Genomic DNA, 23,112 nt, shown 5'->3' with positions numbered 1-23,112 from the left:
AATAACCCCCCCTGTAGGAGCGCGCTTCCCCCCGATTGCTGTATGTCAGCCACCCCTTGCTGGCTGGCACAGCGCAATCGCGGGCGAGTGCGCGCCTGCCGTTTCAAATGCTCGGTCTGATAACACCCAAATAGTTTCATTGAAGGTGGCAATGTGCCGCTATTGGTCTGGCACCGTTGTTGCTACTACATGGGTAACCGCTGAATCCGTGTCAAAAATTTGCGGCCCTTTTGAGAGAGACGTCCATGAACCAAGGTGTTGAATTTAATCGCTTGATGTTGGACATGCGCTCCATGCAGATGGACGCCATGGCCAGACCCAAAGCCATCGCGGCTCCGGAACAAGTGGGTGCAAGCAGCTTTTCCGACATGCTCGGCATGGCCGTGAACAAGGTCAACGACACCCAGCAGGCCTCCAACCAGTTGGCGACTGCTTTCGAGATGGGCAAGAGCGGCGTGGATCTCACTGACGTGATGATTTCCTCGCAGAAAGCCAGCGTTTCGTTTCAGGCGCTGACCCAGGTACGCAACAAGCTGGTTCAGGCGTACCAAGACATCATGCAAATGCCGGTTTGAGGACGATTTAAGTCATGGCTGAAGCCGTCGCCGATAACGTACCTGCCAAGGCAGGTGCGACAGGAAGCAAACCGCCGATGTTCGGTTTGGCGTTCCTGCAAAATCTTTCCGAGATGACCATGCTGCGTCAGGTCGGCCTCATGGTCGGTCTGGCCGCCAGCGTGGCGATTGGTTTTGCCGTCGTGCTCTGGTCGCAACAGCCGGACTACAAGCCGCTGTATGGCAGCCTGTCGGGCATGGACACCAAGCAGGTGATGGATACGCTGGCGCAGGCCGACATTCCCTACACCGTCGAGCCCAACTCCGGCGCGCTGCTGGTCAAGTCCGATGACTTGTCCCGTGCCCGCATCAAGCTGGCCGGCGCCGGAATCGCGCAGACCGACGGCAACGTCGGCTTCGAGATTCTGGATAAGGATCAGGGTCTGGGCACCAGCCAGTTCATGGAGGCCACGCGTTATCGCCGTGGTCTGGAAGGCGAACTGGCGCGCACCATTTCCAGCCTGAACAACATCAAGGCCGCTCGCGTGCACCTGGCGATTCCGAAAAGCTCGGTGTTCGTGCGTGACGACCGCAAACCCACCGCCTCGGTGCTGGTGGAAATGTATGCCGGTCGCTCGCTCGAGCCAGGTCAGGTTGCCGCCATCGTCAATCTGGTGGCGACCAGTGTTCCTGAGCTGACCAAGTCTCAGGTCACGGTTGTCGACCAGAAAGGCAACCTGCTGTCCGATCAGGCGGAAAACTCCGAACTGACCATGGCCGGCAAGCAATTCGATTACACCCGTCGCATGGAAACCATGCTGACCCAGCGTGTACAGAACATCCTGCAACCGGTACTGGGCAATGACCGCTACAAGGCTGAGGTCTCGGCTGACGTCGATTTCAGCGCGGTCGAATCCACCGCCGAAAGCTTCAACCCTGATCAGCCTGCACTGCGCAGCGAGCAGACCGTCAACGAACAACGCTCCAGCAGCAGCGGTCCGCAAGGCGTTCCGGGTGCTCTGAGCAACCAGCCGCCTGGTCCGGCCACTGCGCCACAGAACGCTGCCGCCGGTGCTGCTGGCGCAACCGGTCCGATCGCCCCAGGTCAGCCGCTGCTGGACGCCAACGGTCAGCAGATCATGGACCCGGCCACCGGTCAGCCAATGCTTGCGCCTTATCCGTCGGACAAGCGTAATCAGTCGACCAAGAACTTCGAGCTGGACCGTTCCATCAGCCACACCAAGCAACAGCAGGGCAAGATCAATCGCCTGTCGGTAGCGGTGGTGGTCGACGATCAGGTCAAGGTCAACCCGGCCAACGGTGAAACCACCATGGTGCCGTGGACCGCCGACCAGTTGGCGCGCTTTACGCGTCTGGTGCAGGACGCCGTGGGCTTCGATGCCAGCCGCGGTGACAGCGTCAGCGTGATCAACGTGCCGTTCTCGACCGATCGTGGCGAAGTGATTCCGGATATTCCGTTCTACTCGCAACCCTGGTTCTGGGACATTCTCAAGCAGGCCATGGGTGTGATCTTCATCCTGGTGCTGGTGTTCGGTGTGCTGCGTCCGGTGCTGAACAACATCACCAATCCGAAGAGCAAGATGGCCGACGGTGACGTCGAACTGGGCGGCATGGTGGGTCTGGATGGCGAACTGGCAAACGACCGCGTGAGTCTGGGCGGTCCGCAAAGCATTCTGCTGCCTAGCCCGACCGAGGGTTATGACGCGCAGCTCAACGCAATCAAGAGCCTGGTGGCTGAAGACCCGGCTCGGGTGGCTCAGGTCGTAAAAGAGTGGATCAACACAGATGAGTGATAGTCGTGCTGCTGCGGTCAAACTGAGCCGCGTCGATAAGGCTGCGATCCTGCTGCTCACCCTGGGTGAGACTGACGCCGCCCAGGTTCTGCGCCACATGGGCCCTAAAGAGGTTCAGCGCGTCGGTGTGGCCATGGCGCAGATGCGCAATGTGCACCGCGAGCAGGTGGAACAGGTGATGAGCGAGTTCGTCGACGTGGTCGGCGATCAGACCGGCGTGGGCATCGGTTCGGACGGCTACATTCGCAAAATGCTGACCCAGGCACTGGGCGAGGACAAGGCCAACGGCCTGATCGACCGCATTCTGCTGGGTGGCAACACCAGTGGTCTGGACAGCCTGAAGTGGATGGAACCGCGCGCCGTCGCGGACGTCATCCGCTACGAGCACCCGCAGATCCAGGCCATCGTCGTCGCATATCTGGACGCCGACCAGGCCGGTGAAGTGCTGAGCCATTTCGACCACAAGGTGCGTCTGGACATCATCCTGCGCGTCTCGTCGTTGAACACCGTTCAGCCAGCGGCACTGAAAGAATTGAACCAGATCCTCGAGAAGCAGTTCTCGGGCAACGCCAACACGTCGCGTACCACATTGGGTGGTATCAAGCGTGCCGCGGATATCATGAACTTCCTCGACAGCTCGATCGAAGGCCAGCTCATGGACTCCATCCGCGAAGTGGACGAAGACCTGTCGACACAGATCGAAGACCTCATGTTCGTCTTCAACAACCTGTCCGACGTCGACGACCGTGGCATTCAGGCCTTGCTGCGCGAAGTCTCCTCCGATGTGCTGGTACTGGCATTGAAAGGCTCGGACGACGCGATCAAGGAAAAGATTTTCAAGAACATGTCCAAGCGTGCTGCCGAACTGTTGCGCGACGACCTGGAAGCCAAGGGTCCGGTTCGCGTCAGCGACGTGGAAGCGGCCCAGAAGGAAATCCTCACCATTGCCCGTCGTATGGCGGAGGCCGGGGAAATCGTTCTCGGCGGCAAAGGTGGCGAGGAAATGATTTAACAACAGGTGCAGTCGATGTTCAGCTCCGATAAAGCAGCACCCAGCGAGCTCATCCGCGCCAAGGATGCCAGCAGTCTCGACGTCTGGGCGCTGCCCAGCTTCGATCCTCACGTGGAAGCACCCGAGCCTGAGCCGGTCGAAGAGCCGGAGCTGGCCGAGAGCGAAGAAGTGCCGCTGGAGGAAGTCCAGCCACTGACCCTGGAAGAGCTGGAAAGCATCCGCCAGGACGCTTACAACGAAGGCTTTGCCATTGGCGAGAAAGATGGCTTTCACAGCGCCCAGCTCAAGGTGCGTCAGGAAGCGGACGCGGCTTTGGCGGCCAAGCTCCAGAGTCTGGAAACCCTGATGAGTCACCTGTTCGAGCCCATCGCCGATCAGGACGCACAGATCGAGAAGTCGCTGGTTCAACTGGTCGAGCATCTGGCCCGCGAAGTGATCCAGCGTGAGCTGAAAACCGAATCCGGCCAGATCGGCAAGGTGCTGCAGGATGCCCTGCGGCTGCTGCCGATGGGCGCCAATAACGTGCGCATTCTGGTCAATTCCCAGGATTTCGCCCAGGTCAAAGCCCTGCGCGAGCGTCATGAAGAGAACTGGCGCATCCTCGAAGATGACACCCTGCAGCCCGGTGGTTGCCGGGTCGAGACCGAGCACAGCCGCATCGATGCGTCCATCGAGACGCGCTTGAGCGTGGCGATCGCGAAGATGTTCGACCAACTGCACGAGCAGGCGCTGCACCCCGCAATGCCTGACGTCAGTGTCGACCTCGAAGCGGCGATCAAAAGTGCGGAAGAACAGAGCCTGAACAGGGCGGAAGCCAGCGATGCGTCTTGAGCGCACCAGTTTCGGCAAGCGTATGAGCACGTACGCTGACGCGATCAGTCTGCCTGTGCAGCCGGTGGTCGAAGGCAGGCTGTTGCGCATGGTGGGCCTGACGCTTGAAGCCGAAGGTCTGCGCGCCGCCATGGGCAGCCGCTGCGTGGTGATCAACGACGACAGCCATCATCCTGTGGAAGTCGAAGCCGAAGTCATGGGCTTTGCCGGCGGCAAAGTGTTCCTGATGCCGGTGGGCAGCGTCGCCGGCATCGCCCCTGGCGCGCGAGTCGTTCCGTTGCCGGACACCGGCCGTCTGCCCATGGGCATGACCATGCTCGGTCGCGTCCTCGACGGCGCGGGTCGGCCGCTGGACGGCAAGGGCGGCATGAAGGCCGAGGACTGGGTGCCGCTGGACGGCCCGACCATCAACCCGCTCAAGCGCGATCCGATCAGCGTGCCGCTGGACGTGGGCATCCGTTGCATCAACGGATTGCTGACGGTCGGACGCGGTCAGCGTCTGGGTCTGTTCGCCGGTACCGGCGTGGGTAAGAGTGTGCTGCTGGGCATGATGACCCGCTTTACCGAGGCCGACATCATCGTCGTCGGTCTGATCGGCGAACGGGGCCGCGAGGTGAAGGAGTTCATCGAGCACATCCTGGGCGAAGAAGGCCTCAAGCGCTCGGTGGTGGTGGCGTCGCCTGCCGACGATGCGCCGCTGATGCGTTTGCGCGCGGCCATGTATTGCACGCGAATAGCCGAATACTTCCGTGACAAGGGCAAGAATGTCCTGCTGCTGATGGATTCGCTGACCCGTTTCGCCCAGGCGCAGCGGGAGATCGCGCTGGCGATCGGCGAGCCGCCCGCGACCAAGGGCTATCCGCCTTCGGTGTTCGCCAAGCTGCCCAAGTTGGTCGAGCGCGCCGGTAATGCCGAGAAAGGCGGTGGCTCGATCACCGCGTTTTATACCGTTCTGTCCGAAGGCGACGATCAGCAGGACCCGATCGCCGACTCGGCGCGGGGCGTGCTCGACGGTCACATCGTGCTCTCACGGCGGCTGGCGGAGGAGGGGCATTACCCGGCCATCGACATCGAAGCCTCGATCAGCCGGGTCATGCCATCGGTGGTCGATCCGCAGCACATGGTTCAGGCGCAATATTTCAAGCAGTTGTGGTCGCGCTATCAGCAGAGCCGCGATCTGATCAGCGTCGGTGCCTATGTGGCAGGCGGTGATCGCGAGACCGACCTTGCCATCAACTTGCAGCCGCAGCTGGTGAAGTACCTGCGCCAGGGCCTGCACGACAACGAAAGCATGCAGAGCAGCGAAGAGCAGCTGGCGAAGATCTTCAATCCCCAGGGCGGGAGCTGATAGCCCATGGCGCAGAGCCGCGCATCCCGCCTGGCGCCGGTGGTGGAAATGGCCGAAAAGGCCGAAAAAACCGCCGTGCAGCGTCTGGGGCATTTCCAGGGTCAGGTGCGAATTGCCGAAACCAAACTGGGCGAACTGGAAAAATTCCGCTCGGATTATCAGCAACAATGGATCGACAAAGGCGCCCACGGCGTGTCGGGCCAGTGGCTGATGAACTACCAGCGCTTTCTCAATCAGCTGGAAACGGCGGTTGCGCAGCAGCGGCAGAGCCTGAACTGGCATCAGAACAACCTGAACAAGGCGCGCGGCGAGTGGCAAAAGGCCTACGCCCGGGTCGAGGGACTGCGCAAGCTGGTGCAACGCTACATCGACGAAGCGCGCGCGCTGGAAGACAAGCGCGAGCAGAAGCTGTTGGACGAGCTGTCCCAGCGCCTGCCCAGGCACGATGCGTTCTGATTGACCGATCAACCGGGCGCGCCCGCACCGCTCATGCCGCTCAAGGTTTCATCAGCGCACATCACCAACCATTTGCCGCGCCTCTCAAGCAGTGCTAAAACTTCAAGCGTCCGACGCTGTTTCATACAAGGGATTTGCCTATGTCAGTAACCTCCGATCGTTCCCCCGACGAGCAGCAGCTGACCATCAAGATCAAGGGACGCTTCGATTTTTCGACGCATCAGGATTTTCGCGGAGCCTATGAGAAAGAGACCAAGGCGAAGCGGTACGTGGTCGACCTGAAGGAAACCAATTACCTCGACAGTTCGGCGCTGGGCATGCTCCTGCTGCTGCGTGACCACGCTGGCGGCGAACGGGCGGATGTACGGCTGGCTAACTGCAACCCCGACGTCGTCAAAATCCTCGCGATTTCCAACTTCTCCAAACTTTTCAACATCGGCTGATGGCGGTGTCTGCGGCTGAGCGCCTGACGGTTCTGATCGCCGACGACAACGCCAGTGACCGTATGCTGTTGTCGGCAATCGTCAGTCGGCAGGGCCATGACGTGCTCGCGGCCAGTGATGGCGCCGAAGCCGTCGGCCTGTTCGAACGCAGGCGTCCGCAGTTGGTGCTGATGGACGCCATGATGCCGGTGATGGACGGCTTCGAAGCTGCGCGGCGGATCAAGGAGCTGGCCGGCGAGTCGCTGGTGCCGATTATCTTTCTGACCTCGCTGACCGAAGGCGAGGACCTCGCCCGTTGCCTCGACGCCGGCGGCGACGACTTCGTCGCCAAGCCGTACAACCAGATCGTGCTGGCGGCGAAGATCAACGCGATGAACCGCCTGCGCCTGCTGCAGGAGACCGTCCTGCAGCAGCGCGACATGATCACGCGCCACCACAAATACCTGCTCAACGAGCAACGCGTTGCAAAGGCCGTGTTCGACCAGGTCGCGCACTCGGGTTGCCTGAGCGCGCCAAATATCCGTTACCTGCAATCGCCTTATGCGTTGTTCAACGGTGACCTGTTGCTCGCCGCCTGGGCGCCGTCGGGCAACATGCACCTGCTGTTGGGCGACTTCACCGGACACGGTCTGCCGGCCGCGGTGGGCGCCATGCCGCTGGCCGAAGTGTTCTACGGCATGACCGCCAAAGGCTACGGCCTGCCGGAAACGCTGCGTGAGATGAATGCCAAGCTCAAGCGCATTCTGCCGGTGGACATGTTCTGTTGCGCCGCGCTGATCTGCGTGAACTTCAAACAGCAGTTGGTGGAGGTCTGGAATGGCGGGCTGCCGGACGCTTATCTGCTGCACGGCGACGGCCGGCCGCACACGCCTCTGGTGTCGACTCACGTGCCGCTGGGCGTGCTGAGCGCGGGCAGTTTCGACGACAACACCCAGGTTTATCCCTTTGGTGCCGGCGACCGGGTGTTTCTGCTCTCCGATGGCGTGGTCGACAGCACCGATGAGAGCGGCGAGCTGTTCGGCGCCCGGCGTCTGCAGAACGTGCTGGTGACCAACCGCAATCCGGCGTTGCTCATCGAGGAGGTGCAATGGGCGCTGGCGCGTTTTCGCGGACAGGCCCGCGACGACGTCAGCATGGTCGAAGTCGCTTACACCGAGCCGGATCTGCTCGGCCCGCCGTCGGTCATCTACACCGACAGCGGCGACTCCAGCCCGCTGGACTGGGGCGCCAGCTTCGAGTTTCGTGCCTCGACGCTCAAGCGCTTCAACCCGTTGCCGTATCTGCTGCAACTGCTGCAAGAGGTTCATGGCCTGCGCTTGCAGAGCAGCGAGCTGTATATCGTGCTTTCCGAGCTGTACAGCAATGCGCTGGAACATGGCGTGCTGGGGCTGAACTCGGCGCTCAAGCGCGACGCCGAAGGGTTCGGCCTCTATTACACCCTGCGGGCAGAGCGGCTGGATGCATTGCAGGATGGTTTCATTCGCATCGATTTTCAGGTGACTCCGGCGGGCAGCGGCGGGCGCCTGACCATCAGCGTGCAGGACAGCGGCGCCGGTTTCGATGCCTGCCACGTGCTGTCACTGCCGCCTGCGGTGAACCAGCTGTCAGGCCGCGGATTGTCTCTGGTAAAGCAGCTCAGTGATCGCTGTCAATGGACCGACGGAGGCCGTACGGCCAGCGTGGAATTTGCCTGGGAGGGTCTGGCATAATCCGCGATTCTTGATCAAGGAGTGAACAAGTTGACTGAACATGTGGATGTGACCGCGCTGAGCACCCTGCGCGAGGTGATGGACGGGGAGTACCCCAGGCTGCTGGAAGTGTTCATCAAGGATTCCGACGACCGCGTCAGGGAATTGAACCGTCTGGCGCTCGCGCCAGGTTTCAGGCCGATGTCGCTGGACGCGCTTCGACAGCTGGGCATGATGGCCCACAGCTTCAAAGGCAGCAGCGGCAACATGGGCGCAACGCGACTCTGCGAACTGTGCCGTGAGCTGGAAGACGCCGGTCGCGGTTCCGCTCCGGTCAGCGACGACGACGTCCAGCGGATGGTGGCAGCGATCGAGGCAGAATTTCGCATCGTGCGGGCGTTTTTCGATCAAGAGTTGCACGCTTGCCTTTCCGGCCACTGAGCCGGCTTTTCCCGATTTTCAAAAACTGGCCCGCCATTTGCTTTGTCTCTGTGCAATCGTGCTCTTGCGGAGATCAACATGGCCCTCGCCAACAACCCATTACTGACTGCTCTGACGGCTGCCAAAGCTCAGAAAGCCAGTGCCACCACCACGGCGAAGGCGCCGGACCCCGTCAAGGACAACACTTCCAGCTTCTCTGACGTGTTTGCCAAGCAGGCTGCGCCCAAGGCGAACAGCGTCGATGACAGCCCGTCCAAGCCGTCCAGCGCCAAGAGTTCGGCAGCGGACAACAAGCACGCCGCCAGCAATTCGTCTGCCGCCCCCGACAAGACCGTTGCCGATAACGGCAAAGGCTTGCCTGCCAAAGCAGTCACTGGCAAGAACGACAACGGAAGCGACAAAGACACCCGTGACGACAGCGACGAAGATGACACCTCCAGCACGGCCGACGGCGCTGCTGCTTCCACAGTGGCCGCTACCGTGCCAGACCCGACGCTCGATCCGAGTCTGGTCGTCACGCCGCCTGTTCAGCCCGAGCTGCCTGTCGCGCAGCAGCCTGAGCAGCAACCGGTGGTCGATCCGGCGCTGCTGGCCAACGCCGCGCCGGTAATTGCGGCGCCGGTGGTGCAGGCATCCACTGACGCGACCGACGAGAAGTTCGACCCTTCGGCCGATCCGCTCGAAGGCCTTACCGCCGTTCAGGTCGCGCTGGAAAACAAAGCCCAGCAGGCGGCGAAAACCACAGGCGCGACGGCGGATGCCGGCAAAACCTCCGGCAAGCAAGACCCCAATGTCGATCCTTCGCAGCTGCTCGCCAATAACCTGGCAGCCCTCGGCGAAAAACCGGTGGACGACAGCACCACTGAAGGCGGTGGCGACAAGGCGTTCAGTGGTTTGCTGGCGGACGGACTGAAAGACGTGAAGGGCGCGAGCGCCGATACGCGGGTGGACAATTTCGCCGAGCGTCTGGCTGCCTTGTCGCAAGCCGCGCAGGCGAAGACCGGTGCAGCACCGGCCACGCCTTTGCTCAATCAGCCGCTGGCGATGAACCAGGGCGGCTGGACTGAAGGTGTCGTCAACCGCGTGATGTATCTGTCCAGCCAGAACCTCAAGCAGGCTGATATCCAGCTCGAACCGGCTGAGCTAGGACGGCTGGACATCCGTGTCAATATGGCGGCGGATCAGCAGACTCAGGTGACGTTCATGAGCGCCCATGTCGGCGTGCGCGAAGCGCTGGAAAGCCAGATGTCGCGCCTGCGTGATTCGTTCGTTCAGCAGGGCATGGGCCAGGTTGACGTCAATGTGTCCGATCAGTCGCGCAACATGCAGCAGCAGGCGCAACAGCAATCGGGCGGTGACAATCAGCGCGGCAATGGCACCGGCAGGACAAACGGCGGCAGCGACCTGATCGCTGACGGCGCGCCGGTCGATGCGGCGACTGCAGCCGCGAATGCGCCGTTGACGGTGGTGGGTTCCAGCGCGGTCGATTATTACGCTTAAGAGCAGCGTTAAGCTACAAGCTGTAAGCGGCAAGTAAAGGCAAGATCAAAAGCGGCGGGTGTCTGGGGAATGTCAATTTCTTCAGCCTCGCCGCTTCTGCTTTTACTTGTCGCTTGAAGCTTATAGCTTGCAGCTGCAGTTGTGGCACAACCCTTGCTCCTGCTCTGTCACGCAACACTGAACCCCTTGGATAGTGACGGATTATTGGCATGGCGAAGAGCGACGACGCAGTTAAAGACCCCGCAAAGAAAGGCAAGCTCAAGATCATCATTCTGGTTGTGGTGGGTTTGCTGCTGGCCATCGGTCTGTCGGTCGGTGCCACCTGGTTCATCATGCACAAGTCCGAGAGCAAGCCCGATCCTGCCGTTGCCGCCGAGGCTGCCAACGTCAAGAAGGAAGCGATTTTCGAACCTCTCACGCCACCCTTTGTCGTTAACTACAACGTCAACGGTCGTCAGCGCTACATGCAGGTCAGCATTACGCTGCTGGCCCGCGATCACGCTGATCTCGAAGCGCTGAAGGTGCACATGCCTGTTATCCGCAACAACCTGGTGATGATGTTCTCCGGTCAGCCGTTCGATACCATCGCCACACCGGTGGGCATGGAGATGCTGCGCCAGAAAGCCGCTGCCGTGGTCCAGGAAGTGGGCCAGAAAGAGCTGAACAAGAGCGTCATCGAACAAGTACTCTTCACTAACTACGTACTGCAGTAGGACCACGACATGGCCGTGCAAGACCTGCTGTCCCAGGATGAAATCGACGCGCTGTTGCATGGCGTGGACGATGGTCTGGTGCAGACCGAAAGCGTCATCGAACCGGGCAGCGTCAAAAGTTATGACCTGACCAGCCAGGACCGCATCGTCCGCGGACGCATGCCGACCCTGGAAATGATCAACGAGCGTTTCGCCCGCTATACCCGCATCAGCATGTTCAACCTGCTGCGTCGTTCTGCCGACGTGGCGGTGGGCGGCGTGCAGGTGATGAAGTTCGGCGAATACGTGCACTCGCTCTACGTGCCGACCAGTCTGAACCTGGTCAAGATCAAACCGCTGCGCGGCACCGCGTTGTTCATTCTGGACGCCAAACTGGTGTTCAAACTGGTGGACAACTTCTTCGGTGGCGACGGCCGTCACGCCAAGATCGAAGGGCGTGAATTCACCCCGACCGAACTGCGCGTGGTGCGGATCGTGCTCGATCAGGCCTTCATTGACCTGAAAGAAGCCTGGCAGGCGATCATGGAAGTGAACTTCGAGTACATCAACTCGGAAGTGAACCCGGCCATGGCCAACATCGTCGGCCCGAGCGAGGCCATCGTCGTGTCGACGTTCCACATCGAGTTGGACGGCGGTGGCGGCGACCTGCACGTGACCATGCCGTACTCGATGATCGAACCGGTCCGCGAGATGCTCGACGCCGGCTTCCAGTCCGATCTCGACGATCAGGACGAACGCTGGGTCAACGCGCTCAAGCAAGACGTGCTGGATGTCTCGGTGCCCTTGCGGGCCACGGTCGCCAGTCGTCAGCTCAAGCTGCGCGACATCCTGCACATGCAGCCCGGTGACGTGATCCCGGTGGAACTGCCGGAAAACCTGATCATGCGCGCCAACGGTGTGCCGTCCTTCAAGGTCAAGCTCGGTTCGCACAAGGGCAATCTGGCCCTGCAAGTGGTCGAACCGGTAGAACGTCGCTGACACTTTGTCGTCAGCAAATGAATGTGCTGTGTAAACGAATCAATGCTCGCCGAGGACAACCATGGCTGATGAAAACGATATGAACTCCGCTGACGATCAGGCCTTGGCCGATGAGTGGGCGGCTGCGCTGGGCGAAGCCGGAGAGGGTGGTCAGTCGGACATCGACGCACTGCTGGCTGCCGATGCCGGTCATTCCTCTACCAACCGCATGGCGATGGAAGAGTTCGGCAGCGTGCCGAAAAACAATGCTCCCGTTTCACTGGATGGCCCGAACCTGGATGTGATTCTCGACATTCCGGTGTCGATCTCCATGGAAGTGGGCAGTACCGATATCAACATTCGCAACCTGCTGCAGTTGAACCAGGGCTCGGTAATCGAGCTGGACCGTCTGGCGGGCGAGCCGCTGGACGTGCTGGTCAACGGCACGCTGATCGCCCACGGCGAAGTGGTTGTGGTGAACGAGAAGTTCGGCATCCGCCTGACCGACGTGATCAGCCCGAGTGAACGCATCAAGAAGCTGCGCTGAATGAGCGGTTTTCTGAGAACGCTGTCGGGCTTGCCGCTGCTGGCGATGTCCTGGGTGGTGATGGCGGCCGATCCGGCAGCGCCCGCTGCGGCGCCTGCCGCTGCAACCTCGGCGACGACTCCGGCGCCTGCCGCGCCGCAGGTGGCCGGCGCGCTGACCAGCGGCATCGGCGGTCAGTTGCTGCAACTGGTGCTGGGTCTGCTCCTGGTCATCGGCCTCATCTTCGTGCTGGCCTGGCTCATGCGCCGGGTTCAGCGCGCGGGTCCTGCGGGTAATCAGGTGATCGAGCTGGTCGGCTCGCGGGCGCTGGGTCCGCGCGACCGGCTGGTGCTGGTGCAGGTCGGCAACGAGCAAGTGCTGCTGGGTGTATCGCCCGGCAGCATCACGGCGCTGCACGTGATGAACGAGCCGGTCGAAGTGCCCGAGAGCCAGAACGCCACACCGGAATTCGCCAGGCGTTTGATGGAAGCGCTCGGCAGCAAAGGCCTGAGCGGGCAGCGCGTGGGTAAAGACGGCTTCGGCAACCCGGATCGAAAGGATAAGAACTGATGCGCATTGTTTTGACGCTGCTGTTGTTGCTGGCAGCGCCGCTGGCGTTCGGCGCCGACCCGCTGTCGATCCCGGCGATCACGTTGGGTACCGGCGCGAACGGCCAGCAGGAGTATTCGGTCAGCCTGCAGATCCTGCTGATCATGACGGCGCTGAGCTTCATTCCGGCGTTCGTCATGTTGATGACCAGCTTCACCCGCATCATCATCGTGTTTTCGATCCTGCGTCAGGCGCTGGGTCTGCAACAGACGCCGTCCAACCAGATCCTGACCGGCATGGCGCTGTTTCTGACGCTGTTCATCATGGCGCCGGTGTTCGATCGTGTGAACACCGACGCGTTGCAACCGTATCTGGCCGAAAAGCTGACGGCCCAGGATGCAGTCGCCAAGGCGGAAGTGCCGGTCAAGGACTTCATGCTGGCGCAGACCCGGTCCAGCGACCTCGAGCTGTTCATGCGCCTGTCCAAGCGCACCGACATCGCTTCGCCCGATGCCGCGCCGCTGACCATCATCGTTCCGGCGTTCGTGACATCCGAACTCAAGACCGCGTTTCAGATCGGCTTCATGATTTTCATCCCGTTCCTGATCATCGACCTGATCGTCGCCAGCGTGTTGATGGCCATGGGTATGATGATGCTCTCGCCGCTGATCATTTCCCTGCCGTTCAAACTGATGCTGTTCGTGCTGGTGGATGGCTGGGCGTTGGTCATCGGCACGCTGGCCGGCAGTTTCGGTGGCGTATGAACCTGTTTGACGAGGAGTGCGCAGCATGACCCCGGAAGTGGCAATCGATCTGTTTCGCAGCGCGTTGTGGTTGACGACCACCATGGTGGCCATTCTGGTGGTGCCCAGCCTGATCGTGGGCCTGATCGTGTCGATGTTTCAGGCGGCCACGCAGATCAACGAGCAGACCTTGAGCTTCCTGCCGCGTCTGCTGGTGATGCTGGTGACCCTGATCGTCATCGGTCCGTGGCTGGTGCGCACGTTCATGGAATACATCATTTCGCTGTACACCAGCATTCCGCAAGTCATCGGCTGAGTCACGAATGGAACCTGTGCTGGCGCTGACCGACACGCAGATCAGCACGTGGGTGGCGGCGTTCATGTTGCCGCTGTTCCGGATCGCTGCGGTGCTGATGACCATGCCGATCTTCGGCACTACGCTGGTCCCCAACCGTGTGCGTCTATATCTGGCGCTGGCGATCACCGTCGTGATCGCCCCCAGCCTGCCGCCGATGCCGCCGGTTCACGCGCTGGACTTGAGTGCGTTGCTGCTGATCGCCGAGCAAATCATCATCGGCGCGGCGTTCGGGCTGTCGCTGCAGCTGTTTTTTCAGGCCTTCGTCATTGCCGGCCAAGTCATCGCCGTGCAGATGGGCATGAGCTTCGCGTCCATGATCGACCCGATCAACGGGGTGTCGGTGGCGGTGATCGGCCAGTTCTTCACCATGCTGGTGACCTTGCTGTTTCTCTCCACCAACGGGCATCTGGTGGTGTTCGAAGTGCTGATCGAAAGCTTTACCACGCTGCCGGTCGGTGAGGGGCTGATGCTCGCCAATTTCTGGGAGCTGGTGCTGCGCCTGGGCTGGGTGCTCGGCGCGGCGCTGATTCTGGTGCTGCCGGCGATCACCGCGTTGCTGGTGCTCAACATCGCGATGGGCGTGATGACCCGGGCGGCGCCGCAGCTGAACATCTTCACCATCGGTTTTCCGTTGACGCTAGTGCTGGGCATGTGGGTCCTGTGGGTCTCGCTCGGCGACATTCTCACTCAATACCAACCGCTGGCGGTCGACGCCTTGCAGTTGCTCAGGGACATGGTCAAGGCGCGCTGACATGGCTGAAAGCGAGAGCGGTCAGGACAAAACAGAAGACCCCACGGACAAACGCAAACGTGAGGCCAGGGAAAAGGGCGAGATCGCCCGCTCCAAGGAACTGAACACCGTCGTCGTGATGCTGGTCGGTGCCGCCGGATTGTTGGCATTCGGCGGTTCGATGGCCGAGATGATGATGCAGCTGATGCGCGACAACCTGACCATCACCCGCGAGACCTTGATGGACGAGCGCAGCATGACGCTGATGCTGATGGTCTCGGGCAAGGCGGCGCTGTGGTCGATCCAGCCGCTGCTGGTGGCGTTGACCATCGCCGCACTGGTCGGGCCTGTGTCGCTGGGCGGCTGGCTGTTCGCGGCGGGCTCGCTGGCGCCCAAGTTCAGTCGGCTGAACCCGGCGGCCGGTCTGAAGCGCATGTTCTCGCCCAAGGCGCTGATCGAGCTGGTCAAGTCGTTCGCCAAGTTCTTCATCGTGCTGATCGTCGCGGTCGTGGTGTTGATGAAGGACAAGAACGACCTGCTCGCCATCGCTCACGAACCCATGGAAATGGCGGTCATCCACAGCCTGCAACTGGTGGGCTGGAACACATTGTGGATGTCGTTCGGGCTGCTGATCATCGCCGCGGTGGATGTCCCGGTGCAGCTGTGGGAAGCGCGCAACAAGCTGATGATGACCAAGCAGGAAGTGCGCGACGAGCACAAGGACAACGAAGGCCGGCCGGAGGTCAAGCAGCGGATTCGCCAGCTGCAGCGCGAGATGTCCCAGCGGCGGATGATGTCGGCGATTCCGGAAGCCGACGTGATCATCACTAACCCGACTCACTATGCCGTTGCGCTCAAATACGACGCAGACAAGGGCGGGGCGCCGGTGCTGTTGGCCAAGGGCAGCGATTTCCTGGCGCTGAAGATCCGCGAGATCGCAGCTCAGCATCAGATTCTGCTGCTGGAATCGCCGGCGCTGGCGCGTTCGATCTACTACAGCACCGAGCTGGAGCAAGAAATTCCGGCAGGGTTGTATCTGGCGGTGGCGCAGGTGCTGGCCTACGTGTATCAGATTCGCCAGTTCCGTCAGGGGCGCGGCAAGCGGCCTGATCCGCTGCGTGAAGATTTGCCGATTCCGCCGGATTTGAGGCGGGATTCTTAGTACTTATCTCCGCTAATCTGATGCCCTTCTTTCCGATCGTTCCCACGCTCCGCGTGGTAATGCCGCCCCGGACGCTCTGCGTCCCACGGGCTAAGTGATGCGGAGCGTCAAGGGATGCATTCCCACGCGGAGCGTGGGAACGATCAACTGACACACCGCGCACCCCGTAGGACCGGCTTTAGCCGGGAAGAGCTCCTGCTTTTGCCGTTGCTTTGATCTTCTACGCGGTAGTCCAAGCACCACAAAACGCGACTTCGGTGCAGGCTGAACGCAGGTCTTGCGCAGTGGGCTGAGCGGCATGGATGCCGCGAGAGCGCCGTCAGGACATGGATGTCCGTTCGGCGCGGGCCCACGGAGCAAGACCGGAGCGAGGGAACCCGACGCAGGAGGGCCTAACCAGGAGCAGGCACTTTTGGTTACTTTTAGTGCTTTTTAAAAGTAACTCGCCGAAGGCGAAACAGTCTGCCCCTAGGCGGACGCTCTTGATCTCGGCGTCGAAAGCAACGACGCAAACTTCCAAATCCAAATACTGGCATTCTGATATTTTCAGCCCGCTGCAAATGTTGGACAGGTTTTTGCAATACCTGCATTACAACGCCTCTGGCGTCAAAGTTTTGGTTAACGCGCAGGTAAAAAATCGGTGGATCGCTCTCAGTTAATCTCTAACGCACGCATCGGACTGGTCGGCCTCGGCCGTGGTCAGTTGGGCGTGCCGTTGCTGTTGCTGGTCATGCTGGCAATGATGATGTTGCCGATGCCACCCTTTTTGCTGGACGTGTTCTTCACGTTCAACATCGCCCTGTCCATCGTCGTGTTGCTGGTCTGCGTTTACGCACTGCGCCCGCTGGATTTTTCGGTTTTCCCGACCATCCTGCTGATCGCCACGCTGTTGCGCCTGGCGCTGAACGTCGCTTCCACCCGCGTCGTGATGCTCCACGGTCAGGACGGCCACGCCGCCGCCGGTAAGGTGATCCAGGCCTTCGGTGAAGTGGTGATCGGCGGTAACTACGTCGTCGGTATCGTGGTGTTCGCGATCCTGATGATCATCAACTTCGTCGTGGTGACCAAAGGTGCCGGCCGTATTTCCGAGGTGAGCGCGCGTTTCACCCTCGACGCGATGCCCGGCAAGCAGATGGCGATCGACGCCGACCTCAACGCCGGCCTCATCGATCAGCCGGAAGCCAAGCGTCGTCGTCTGGAAGTCGCCCAGGAAGCCGAGTTCTACGGCTCCATGGACGGTGCCAGCAAGTTCGTGCGCGGTGACGCCATCGCCGGTCTGTTGATCCTGTTCATCAACCTCATCGGCGGCATGCTGGTGGGCATCCTCCAGCACAACATGACCTTCGCCGACGCCGGCAAGGTTTACGCGCTGCTGACCATCGGTGACGGTTTGGTGGCGCAGCTGCCTTCGCTGCTGCTGTCCACCGCTGCAGCGATCATGGTGACCCGTGCTTCCGGTTCCGAAGAGATGGGCAAGCTGGTCGGGCGCCAGATGTTTTCGTCGCACAAGGCGCTGGCCGTCTCGGCGGGCATCATGGTGGTCATGGGGCTGGTGCCGGGCATGCCGCACTTCTCGTTCATCAGTCTGGGGCTGCTGGCTGCCGGCGGCGCGTATCTGCTGTGGAAAAAACAGAACATGGTCAAGCTGGCCGCGATTCAAGAGGTCAAGCGTCAGCAAGAGTTGCTGCCTGCGCCGAGTCGTGCGCAGGAGTCCAAAGAGCTGGGCTGGGATGACGTGACCCCGATCGACATGATCGGCCTGGAAGTGGGCTATCGTCTGATTCCGCTGGTGGACCGTAATCAGGGTGGTCAGTTGCTGGCGCGGATCAAGGGCGTGCGCAAGAAGCTTTCCCAGGAGCTGGGCTTCCTGATGCCGACCGTTCACATCCGTGACAACCTTGACCTGGCGCCCAGCGCCTACCGCCTGACGCTGATGGGCGTGACGCTGGCCGAAGCCGAGATTTACCCGGATCGGGAGCTGGCGATCAACCCAGGTCAGGTATTTGGCAGTCTGAACGGCATCAATGCCAAAGACCCGGCGTTCGGTCTGGAGGCTGTCTGGATCGAAATCAGCCAGCGGGCGCAGGCACAATCGCTGGGTTACACCGTGGTGGACGCCAGTACCGTTGTGGCAACCCACCTGAACCAGATTCTGTACAAGCACTCTCATGAGTTGATTGGCCATGAGGAAGTCCAGCAATTGATGGCTTTGCTGGCCAAGGGATCGCCAAAACTTGCCGAGGAACTGGTGCCGGGCGTGTTGTCGCTGTCGGCGCTGCTCAAGGTGCTTCAGGCATTGCTGGCCGAGCAGGTACCGGTGCGCGATATTCGCAGCATTGCCGAGGCTATCGCCAACAACGCTGCGCGGAGTCAAGATACCGCCGCATTGGTCGCTGCCGTACGGGTCGGTTTGTCCCGCGCAATCGTGCAAAGCATTGTCGGCATTGAGCCGGAGCTGCCTGTTATCACGCTTGAGCCAAGGTTGGAACAGATATTGCTCAATAGTCTGCAGAAGGCTGGACAGGGTCAGGAAGAAGGCGTTCTGCTCGAACCGAGCATGGCTGAGAAACTTCAGCGCTCGTTGATCGAAGCAGCGCAGCGTCAGGAGATGCAGGGTCAGCCGGTCATTTTGTTGGTCGCAGGTCCGGTTCGCGCCATGTTGTCCCGCTTTGGACGCCTGGCTGTTCCGAATATGCATGTTTTGGCTTACCAGGAAATTCCTGACAATAAGCAAGTCACCATCGTAGCGACTGTCGGGCCGAACGGCTGAGGTAGTGAGTCATGCAAGTTAAGCGTTTTTTCGCCGCCGATATGCGACAAGCCATGAAGCTGGTTCGTGATGAGCTGGGCGCCGAAGCGGCCATCATCGGTAACCGGCGCATCGCCGGCGGCGTGGAACTGACTGCCGCGCTGGACTACAAATTGTCTGCGCTGGCGCCGCGTGTGCCGAACATCGAGCTCGAAGACGAGTTGCGCAAGACTCAGTCGCGCATCGTCACCGCTCAGGCTGAGCTGACCCACCGTAGCGAGCTGGACACTGTCGCCAATCGTCAGTTGTTCGCAGGGCTGGCGATGGATGACAGCAAGCAGATCGAGCCGACGCTTGAAGAACCGTTTCGCCCATCGATCCACGCCGCCATGGCGGCCGATCGTGCCGAACGCGCCGAGCGTCCCGTGGAGCCTGCGGTCAGCCAGCGCGCCTACGACTCGATGCGCTCCGAATTGAACGGGCTGCGCGAACTGCTGGAAGTCCAGCTGGGTTCGCTGGCCTGGAACCAGCTGCAAGGCAGCCGTCCGCAACAGGCTAATCTGTGGCGTCGTCTGCAACGCATCGGCCTGTCCGGTCCGCTGTCCCGTGATCTGCTGGCGATGGTGCCGGAAGGTGGCGATCAGGCGCACACCTGGCGCATGTTGCTGGCCCATCTGGCGCGCATGATCGCAACGCCGGACGTGGAGCCGCTGGAAGAGGGCGGTGTGATCGCCATGGTCGGTCCTGCCGGTATGGGCAAGACCACCACGCTGGCCAAACTGGCCGCCCGTTATGTGTTGAAATACGGCGCGCAGAACATTGCGCTGGTGAGCATGGACAGTTTCCGTATCGGTGCTCAGGAACAGCTTAAAACCCTGGGCCGGATCCTCAACGTGCCAGTGACGCACGTCGATCCGGGCCAGTCTCTGGCGCAGGCGCTGGAGCCGCTGCTGCGCAAGCGCGTGGTGTTGATCGACACCGCGGGCCTGCAAGCCAGCGATCCGGCCTTGCGCCTGCAGTTGGAAAGCCTCGCCGGTCGTGGCATCCGTGCCCGCAACTATCTGGTATTGGCCACCACCAGCCAGAAGCAGGTGCTGACGGCGGCGTATCACAGTTACAAACGTTGCGGTCTGGCCGGGTGCATCCTGACCAAACTCGACGAGACGGCCAGCCTGGGCGAAGTCCTCAGCCTGGCGGTCACTCACGAACTGCCTGTGGCCTATCTCACCGATGGTCCACGGATACCGGATGATCTGCATTTGCCACGCCGGCACCAGTTGGTAAGCCGGGCTGTCAGTGTGCAGATGCAGGAGGAGCCTAGCGAGGAAGCGATGGCGGATATGTTTGCGGATCTTTATCACAGTCCCGGCAAGCGTGCGGGCTAGGTAGGGAAAATGACACTGGAATATACCTGCATCGATGGTCTGCCAGGCATTGTTCACACTCTGAACGTGCAGCCCTACATGTGGCTTAGGTCTAAGCAAGACAAGGTAAAAAATTAACATGGGCAGCATGCATCCCGTACAGGTTATCGCGGTGACCGGTGGCAAAGGTGGCGTCGGCAAGACCAACGTTTCAGTGAATCTTTCACTGGCGCTGGCCGAGCTCGGGCGTCGCGTCATGTTGCTGGACGCCGATCTGGGTCTGGCCAACGTCGACGTATTGCTGGGGCTGACGCCCAAACGCACGCTTGCGGATGTCATCGAGGGCCGCTGCGAGCTGCGCGACGTGCTGCTGCAGGGGCCGGGCGGCGTACGCATCGTGCCGGCCGCTTCCGGCACGCAGAGCATGGTGCACCTGACTCCGGCGCAGCATGCCGGTCTGATTCAGGCGTTCAGCGACATCGGCGACAACCTGGATGTGCTGGTGATCGATACCGCTGCCGGGATCGGCGAGTCGGTGGTCAGCTTCGTGCGCGCCGCTCAGGAAGTCCTGCTGGTGGTGTGCGATGAGCCCACTTCGATCACTGACGCTTACGCGCTGATCAAGCTGCTCAATCGCGACTACGGCATGAACCGCTTCCGCGTGCTGGCCAACATGGCGCAGAGCCCGCAGGAAGGGCGCAACCTGTTCGCCAAGCTGACCAAAGTGACTGACCGTTTCCTCGATGTCGCGCTGCAATACGTTGGCGCCGTTCCGTACGACGAGTGCGTGCGCAAGGCGGTCCAGAAGCAGCGTGCGGTGTACGAAGCGTTCCCGCGTTCCAAATGTGCGCTGGCGTTCAAGGCCATCGCGCAGAAGGTCGATACCTGGCCGCTGCCGGCGAACCCGCGCGGTCACCTTGAGTTTTTCGTTGAACGCCTGGTGCATCAGACCAGCGCAGGGCCCGTGTCATGACCGCAAGTGGCTATCGCATGTACAGCAAATCATCCAAAGATTCCCAGTACGAACTGATCGAGCGTTATGCCCCGCTGGTCAAGCGCATCGCTTACCACCTGCTGGCGCGACTGCCGGCCAGTGTTCAGGTCGAGGACCTGATCCAGGCCGGCATGATCGGTCTGCTCGAGGTGTCGACCAAGTACGACTCCACCAAAGGTGCGAGTTTCGAGACTTACGCGGGTATTCGTATTCGCGGCGCGATGCTCGACGAAGTGCGCAAGGGCGACTGGGCGCCACGCTCGGTTCACCGGAATACGCGCATGGTCAGCGACGCGATTCGTGCAATTGAAGCAAAAACCGGCCGTGACGCTAAAGATCACGAGGTTGCTGCCGAACTTCAATTGAGTCTCGATGATTACTACGGGATTTTGAACGATACCTTGGGCAGTCGCCTGTTCAGCTTCGACGACCTGTTGCAGGACGGCGAGCATGAAGGGCTGCACGAGGACGGCGCGAGCCAGTCGCTGGAGCCGTCGCGCGATCTGGAAGACGAACGTTTCCAGGCTGCGCTGGCGGATGCCATCGCCAATCTGCCGGAGCGTGAACGCCTGGTGCTGGCGCTGTATTACGACGAAGAGCTGAACCTCAAGGAAATCGGTGAGGTCCTGGGGGTCAGCGAATCTCGGGTCAGCCAGCTGCATAGCCAGTGCGCCGCGCGGTTGCGTGGACGGTTGGGAGAGTGGCGCGCGCGCTGATTCATCGCACGTGAACAGGGTGTTCGCGTGTTGCAAGTAAGACCGGCTGTGCTGAATGTGGTGTGGGAAGCAGGAGAGACAAGGCAGGAGCCGGTCGGATCAGGTCTTTGAACGGCCTGTTGCGCCGTGTTCGTGACCCCTCGATGTGCACCATCCCTTATTATTTTCGTAGAGCCGATCACTGGGTTGTGCCGGTATTGATTGAACGCGCGTCCAGGTGCTGGGCGCGTTAAAGACTGCTTGGAGGTCGAATTGGACAAGAACATGAAAATCCTCATCGTTGATGACTTCTCAACGATGCGGCGGATCATAAAAAACCTGTTGCGTGACCTTGGGTTCACCAACACGGCCGAAGCAGATGACGGTACCACCGCATTGCCGATGCTGCAGAGCGGGGCTTTTGACTTTCTGGTGACTGACTGGAACATGCCCGGCATGTCCGGCATCGACCTGTTGCGTCAGGTCCGCGCCGACGAGCGTCTGCGTCACTTGCCGGTATTGATGGTCACTGCCGAAGCCAAGCGCGAGCAGATCATCGAAGCCGCTCAGGCCGGTGTGAACGGCTACGTGGTCAAGCCATTCACCGCGCAAGTGCTCAAAGAAAAGATCGAGAAGATATTCGAGCGCGTCAATAGCTGATGTCCGCTGCGAGGGCGCTATGGATTCCAAAGATTCGACAATGGGTGACTTCGAGTCGACCCTGAAGAAACATGCACAAGAACTCGTCGCGAGCCTTGAAAAAGGCAAGTTCGGCGATGCCGTGCAACTCATCCATGAGCTTAATCAGACCCGGGATCGCGGCCTGTATCAGGAAGTCGGCAAACTGACGCGCGAGCTGCACAGTGCGATCGTCAATTTCCAGATTGACCCGCACATGCCGCAAGCCGAAGAAGTGTCCCAGATCACCGATGCCACCGAACGCCTGTCGTATGTTGTCAGGCTGACGGAAGGTGCGGCCAACCGCACCATGGACCTGGTCGAGCAGAGCACGCCGTTGATGAATGGCCTCAGTGCCGATGCCAAGGCCTTGAGCGCCGATTGGGGACGCTTCATGCGTCGCGAGATCGGTGCCGATGAGTTTCGTGATCTGGCCCGCCGCGTCGATGGTTTTCTGACGCGCAGCGAGAAGGAGACCGCCGAGGTCGCCAGCCACCTGAACGACATTCTGCTGGCTCAGGATTACCAGGACCTCACCGGCCAGGTCATCAAGCGTGTGACCACACTGGTCACCGAAGTGGAGAGCAATCTGCTCAAGCTGGTGCTGATGGCCAGTCAGGTCGATCGCTTTGCAGGGATCGAACACGACCAGGAAGTGTTCCGTCAGCAAAAAGAACAGGAAAAACTTCATTCCAAGGGTGAAGGTCCGCAGATTCATGCCGATAAACGTGAAGACGTCGTATCCGGTCAGGATGATGTAGACGATCTGCTATCCAGCCTTGGCTTCTAGATTCCCGCTTGCGGGTC

The 23,112-nt window shown here is 60.8% G+C and carries 24 protein-coding genes; all 24 read left to right on the top strand.

Annotated elements, in window-relative coordinates:
• Positions 1-245 precede the first annotated feature (245 nt).
• The 24 genes from fliE (at position 246) to AAGQ88_RS18485 (ending at position 23,095) form a co-directional block, all read left to right on the top strand.
• Positions 246-575, top strand: coding sequence for a flagellar hook-basal body complex protein FliE (fliE, locus tag AAGQ88_RS18600; RefSeq protein ID WP_093459663.1), 330 nt, complete (start codon positions 246-248; stop codon positions 573-575).
• A 14-nt stretch (positions 576-589) separates the two neighbouring features.
• Positions 590-2,368, top strand: coding sequence for a flagellar basal-body MS-ring/collar protein FliF (gene fliF / locus AAGQ88_RS18595; RefSeq protein WP_285425861.1), 1,779 nt, complete (start codon positions 590-592; stop codon positions 2,366-2,368).
• On the top strand, positions 2,361-3,380 hold the full coding sequence (fliG, locus tag AAGQ88_RS18590; RefSeq protein ID WP_093459657.1) for a flagellar motor switch protein FliG: 1,020 nt from the start codon (positions 2,361-2,363) through the stop codon (positions 3,378-3,380). Before fliF ends, fliG begins: the two co-directional genes overlap by 8 nt.
• A 15-nt stretch (positions 3,381-3,395) precedes the next feature.
• Positions 3,396-4,211: a flagellar assembly protein FliH gene (gene fliH / locus AAGQ88_RS18585; RefSeq protein ID WP_342653208.1), complete on the top strand. Its 816-nt coding sequence runs from the start codon at positions 3,396-3,398 to the stop codon at positions 4,209-4,211.
• Complete coding sequence (fliI, locus tag AAGQ88_RS18580; protein WP_285425863.1) at positions 4,201-5,559, top strand: flagellar protein export ATPase FliI; 1,359 nt, start codon at positions 4,201-4,203, stop codon at positions 5,557-5,559. Before fliH ends, fliI begins: the two co-directional genes overlap by 11 nt.
• Before the next feature lie 6 nt (positions 5,560-5,565).
• The gene (fliJ, locus tag AAGQ88_RS18575) at positions 5,566-6,015 is read left to right on the top strand and encodes a flagellar export protein FliJ (RefSeq protein ID WP_093459648.1); all 450 of its coding nucleotides are present in this window, start codon (positions 5,566-5,568) and stop codon (positions 6,013-6,015) included.
• A 140-nt stretch (positions 6,016-6,155) separates the two neighbouring features.
• Complete coding sequence (locus AAGQ88_RS18570; protein WP_093459645.1) at positions 6,156-6,458, top strand: STAS domain-containing protein; 303 nt, start codon at positions 6,156-6,158, stop codon at positions 6,456-6,458.
• Positions 6,458-8,167, top strand: coding sequence for a fused response regulator/phosphatase (locus tag AAGQ88_RS18565; protein ID WP_285425864.1), 1,710 nt, complete (start codon positions 6,458-6,460; stop codon positions 8,165-8,167). The genes AAGQ88_RS18570 and AAGQ88_RS18565 overlap by 1 nt, the downstream gene beginning before the upstream one ends.
• Positions 8,168-8,188: 21 nt before the next feature.
• Positions 8,189-8,587: an Hpt domain-containing protein gene (locus AAGQ88_RS18560; protein WP_342653207.1), complete on the top strand. Its 399-nt coding sequence runs from the start codon at positions 8,189-8,191 to the stop codon at positions 8,585-8,587.
• A 78-nt stretch (positions 8,588-8,665) separates the two neighbouring features.
• Positions 8,666-10,087 (top strand): flagellar hook-length control protein FliK, encoded by a 1,422-nt coding sequence (locus AAGQ88_RS18555; RefSeq protein ID WP_342653206.1) that lies wholly within the window; start codon positions 8,666-8,668, stop codon positions 10,085-10,087.
• Positions 10,088-10,296: 209 nt separating this feature from the next.
• Positions 10,297-10,800: a flagellar basal body-associated protein FliL gene (gene fliL / locus AAGQ88_RS18550; protein ID WP_093459632.1), complete on the top strand. Its 504-nt coding sequence runs from the start codon at positions 10,297-10,299 to the stop codon at positions 10,798-10,800.
• A gap of 9 nt (positions 10,801-10,809) precedes the next feature.
• Positions 10,810-11,778, top strand: coding sequence for a flagellar motor switch protein FliM (gene fliM, locus AAGQ88_RS18545; protein WP_093459629.1), 969 nt, complete (start codon positions 10,810-10,812; stop codon positions 11,776-11,778).
• 61 nt (positions 11,779-11,839) lie between these two features.
• The gene (gene fliN, locus AAGQ88_RS18540) at positions 11,840-12,304 is read left to right on the top strand and encodes a flagellar motor switch protein FliN (protein ID WP_093459627.1); all 465 of its coding nucleotides are present in this window, start codon (positions 11,840-11,842) and stop codon (positions 12,302-12,304) included.
• Entirely contained in the window at positions 12,305-12,853 is a 549-nt protein-coding gene (fliO, locus tag AAGQ88_RS18535) for a flagellar biosynthetic protein FliO (protein WP_342653205.1), read from the top strand. It abuts the gene before it with no gap.
• Entirely contained in the window at positions 12,853-13,596 is a 744-nt protein-coding gene (gene fliP, locus AAGQ88_RS18530; protein ID WP_093459621.1) for a flagellar type III secretion system pore protein FliP, read from the top strand. Before fliO ends, fliP begins: the two co-directional genes overlap by 1 nt.
• 25 nt (positions 13,597-13,621) lie before the next feature.
• The gene (gene fliQ, locus AAGQ88_RS18525; protein ID WP_093459619.1) at positions 13,622-13,891 is read left to right on the top strand and encodes a flagellar biosynthesis protein FliQ; all 270 of its coding nucleotides are present in this window, start codon (positions 13,622-13,624) and stop codon (positions 13,889-13,891) included.
• 7 nt (positions 13,892-13,898) lie between these two features.
• Entirely contained in the window at positions 13,899-14,684 is a 786-nt protein-coding gene (gene fliR, locus AAGQ88_RS18520) for a flagellar biosynthetic protein FliR (protein WP_093459617.1), read from the top strand.
• 1 nt (position 14,685) lies between these two features.
• Entirely contained in the window at positions 14,686-15,825 is a 1,140-nt protein-coding gene (gene flhB, locus AAGQ88_RS18515; protein WP_093459614.1) for a flagellar biosynthesis protein FlhB, read from the top strand.
• A gap of 640 nt (positions 15,826-16,465) precedes the next feature.
• A complete protein-coding gene (gene flhA, locus AAGQ88_RS18510) occupies positions 16,466-18,595 on the top strand; it encodes a flagellar biosynthesis protein FlhA (RefSeq protein WP_093459611.1) in 2,130 nt (709 codons plus the stop codon).
• Between the two features lie 11 nt (positions 18,596-18,606).
• Entirely contained in the window at positions 18,607-19,959 is a 1,353-nt protein-coding gene (gene flhF, locus AAGQ88_RS18505; RefSeq protein ID WP_285425870.1) for a flagellar biosynthesis protein FlhF, read from the top strand.
• A gap of 118 nt (positions 19,960-20,077) precedes the next feature.
• Positions 20,078-20,911, top strand: coding sequence for a flagellar synthesis regulator FleN (fleN, locus tag AAGQ88_RS18500; protein WP_062385964.1), 834 nt, complete (start codon positions 20,078-20,080; stop codon positions 20,909-20,911).
• Complete coding sequence (gene fliA / locus AAGQ88_RS18495; RefSeq protein WP_093459605.1) at positions 20,908-21,648, top strand: RNA polymerase sigma factor FliA; 741 nt, start codon at positions 20,908-20,910, stop codon at positions 21,646-21,648. Before fleN ends, fliA begins: the two co-directional genes overlap by 4 nt.
• A 264-nt stretch (positions 21,649-21,912) precedes the next feature.
• Entirely contained in the window at positions 21,913-22,287 is a 375-nt protein-coding gene (locus tag AAGQ88_RS18490) for a chemotaxis response regulator CheY (RefSeq protein ID WP_175500148.1), read from the top strand.
• Positions 22,288-22,306: 19 nt separating this feature from the next.
• Positions 22,307-23,095 carry a protein phosphatase CheZ gene (locus tag AAGQ88_RS18485; protein WP_342653204.1) on the top strand — a complete coding sequence of 263 codons (789 nt, stop codon included), beginning with the start codon at positions 22,307-22,309 and terminating at the stop codon, positions 23,093-23,095.
• Positions 23,096-23,112 lie beyond the last annotated feature (17 nt).

This window comes from Pseudomonas sp. F3-2 (assembly GCF_038804275.1).
Taxonomy (GTDB): Bacteria; Pseudomonadota; Gammaproteobacteria; order Pseudomonadales; family Pseudomonadaceae; genus Aquipseudomonas.
The sequence above is the reverse complement of the archived record's forward strand: the minus strand, read 5'-3'. Positions and strand labels throughout refer to the sequence as shown.

Excerpts from the sequence above, each read along its gene's own strand:
- fliP (WP_093459621.1), top strand. The coding sequence starts at position 12,853 with ATGCGCATTGTTTTGACGCTGCTGTTGTTGCTGGCAGCGCCGCTGGCG.
- fliJ (WP_093459648.1), top strand. The coding sequence starts at position 5,566 with ATGGCGCAGAGCCGCGCATCCCGCCTGGCGCCGGTGGTGGAAATGGCC.
- fliH (WP_342653208.1), top strand. The coding sequence starts at position 3,396 with ATGTTCAGCTCCGATAAAGCAGCACCCAGCGAGCTCATCCGCGCCAAG.
- fliO (WP_342653205.1), top strand. The coding sequence starts at position 12,305 with ATGAGCGGTTTTCTGAGAACGCTGTCGGGCTTGCCGCTGCTGGCGATG.
- fliQ (WP_093459619.1), top strand. The coding sequence starts at position 13,622 with ATGACCCCGGAAGTGGCAATCGATCTGTTTCGCAGCGCGTTGTGGTTG.
- fliM (WP_093459629.1), top strand. The coding sequence starts at position 10,810 with ATGGCCGTGCAAGACCTGCTGTCCCAGGATGAAATCGACGCGCTGTTG.
- fliN (WP_093459627.1), top strand. The coding sequence starts at position 11,840 with ATGGCTGATGAAAACGATATGAACTCCGCTGACGATCAGGCCTTGGCC.
- AAGQ88_RS18490 (WP_175500148.1), top strand. The coding sequence starts at position 21,913 with ATGAAAATCCTCATCGTTGATGACTTCTCAACGATGCGGCGGATCATA.
- AAGQ88_RS18570 (WP_093459645.1), top strand. The coding sequence starts at position 6,156 with ATGTCAGTAACCTCCGATCGTTCCCCCGACGAGCAGCAGCTGACCATC.
- fliL (WP_093459632.1), top strand. The coding sequence starts at position 10,297 with ATGGCGAAGAGCGACGACGCAGTTAAAGACCCCGCAAAGAAAGGCAAG.
- fliG (WP_093459657.1), top strand. The coding sequence starts at position 2,361 with ATGAGTGATAGTCGTGCTGCTGCGGTCAAACTGAGCCGCGTCGATAAG.
- AAGQ88_RS18565 (WP_285425864.1), top strand. The coding sequence starts at position 6,458 with ATGGCGGTGTCTGCGGCTGAGCGCCTGACGGTTCTGATCGCCGACGAC.
- fliE (WP_093459663.1), top strand. The coding sequence starts at position 246 with ATGAACCAAGGTGTTGAATTTAATCGCTTGATGTTGGACATGCGCTCC.
- fleN (WP_062385964.1), top strand. The coding sequence starts at position 20,078 with ATGGGCAGCATGCATCCCGTACAGGTTATCGCGGTGACCGGTGGCAAA.
- AAGQ88_RS18485 (WP_342653204.1), top strand. The coding sequence starts at position 22,307 with ATGGATTCCAAAGATTCGACAATGGGTGACTTCGAGTCGACCCTGAAG.
- fliR (WP_093459617.1), top strand. The coding sequence starts at position 13,899 with ATGGAACCTGTGCTGGCGCTGACCGACACGCAGATCAGCACGTGGGTG.
- flhF (WP_285425870.1), top strand. The coding sequence starts at position 18,607 with ATGCAAGTTAAGCGTTTTTTCGCCGCCGATATGCGACAAGCCATGAAG.
- AAGQ88_RS18555 (WP_342653206.1), top strand. The coding sequence starts at position 8,666 with ATGGCCCTCGCCAACAACCCATTACTGACTGCTCTGACGGCTGCCAAA.
- fliA (WP_093459605.1), top strand. The coding sequence starts at position 20,908 with ATGACCGCAAGTGGCTATCGCATGTACAGCAAATCATCCAAAGATTCC.
- flhB (WP_093459614.1), top strand. The coding sequence starts at position 14,686 with ATGGCTGAAAGCGAGAGCGGTCAGGACAAAACAGAAGACCCCACGGAC.
- fliI (WP_285425863.1), top strand. The coding sequence starts at position 4,201 with ATGCGTCTTGAGCGCACCAGTTTCGGCAAGCGTATGAGCACGTACGCT.
- fliF (WP_285425861.1), top strand. The coding sequence starts at position 590 with ATGGCTGAAGCCGTCGCCGATAACGTACCTGCCAAGGCAGGTGCGACA.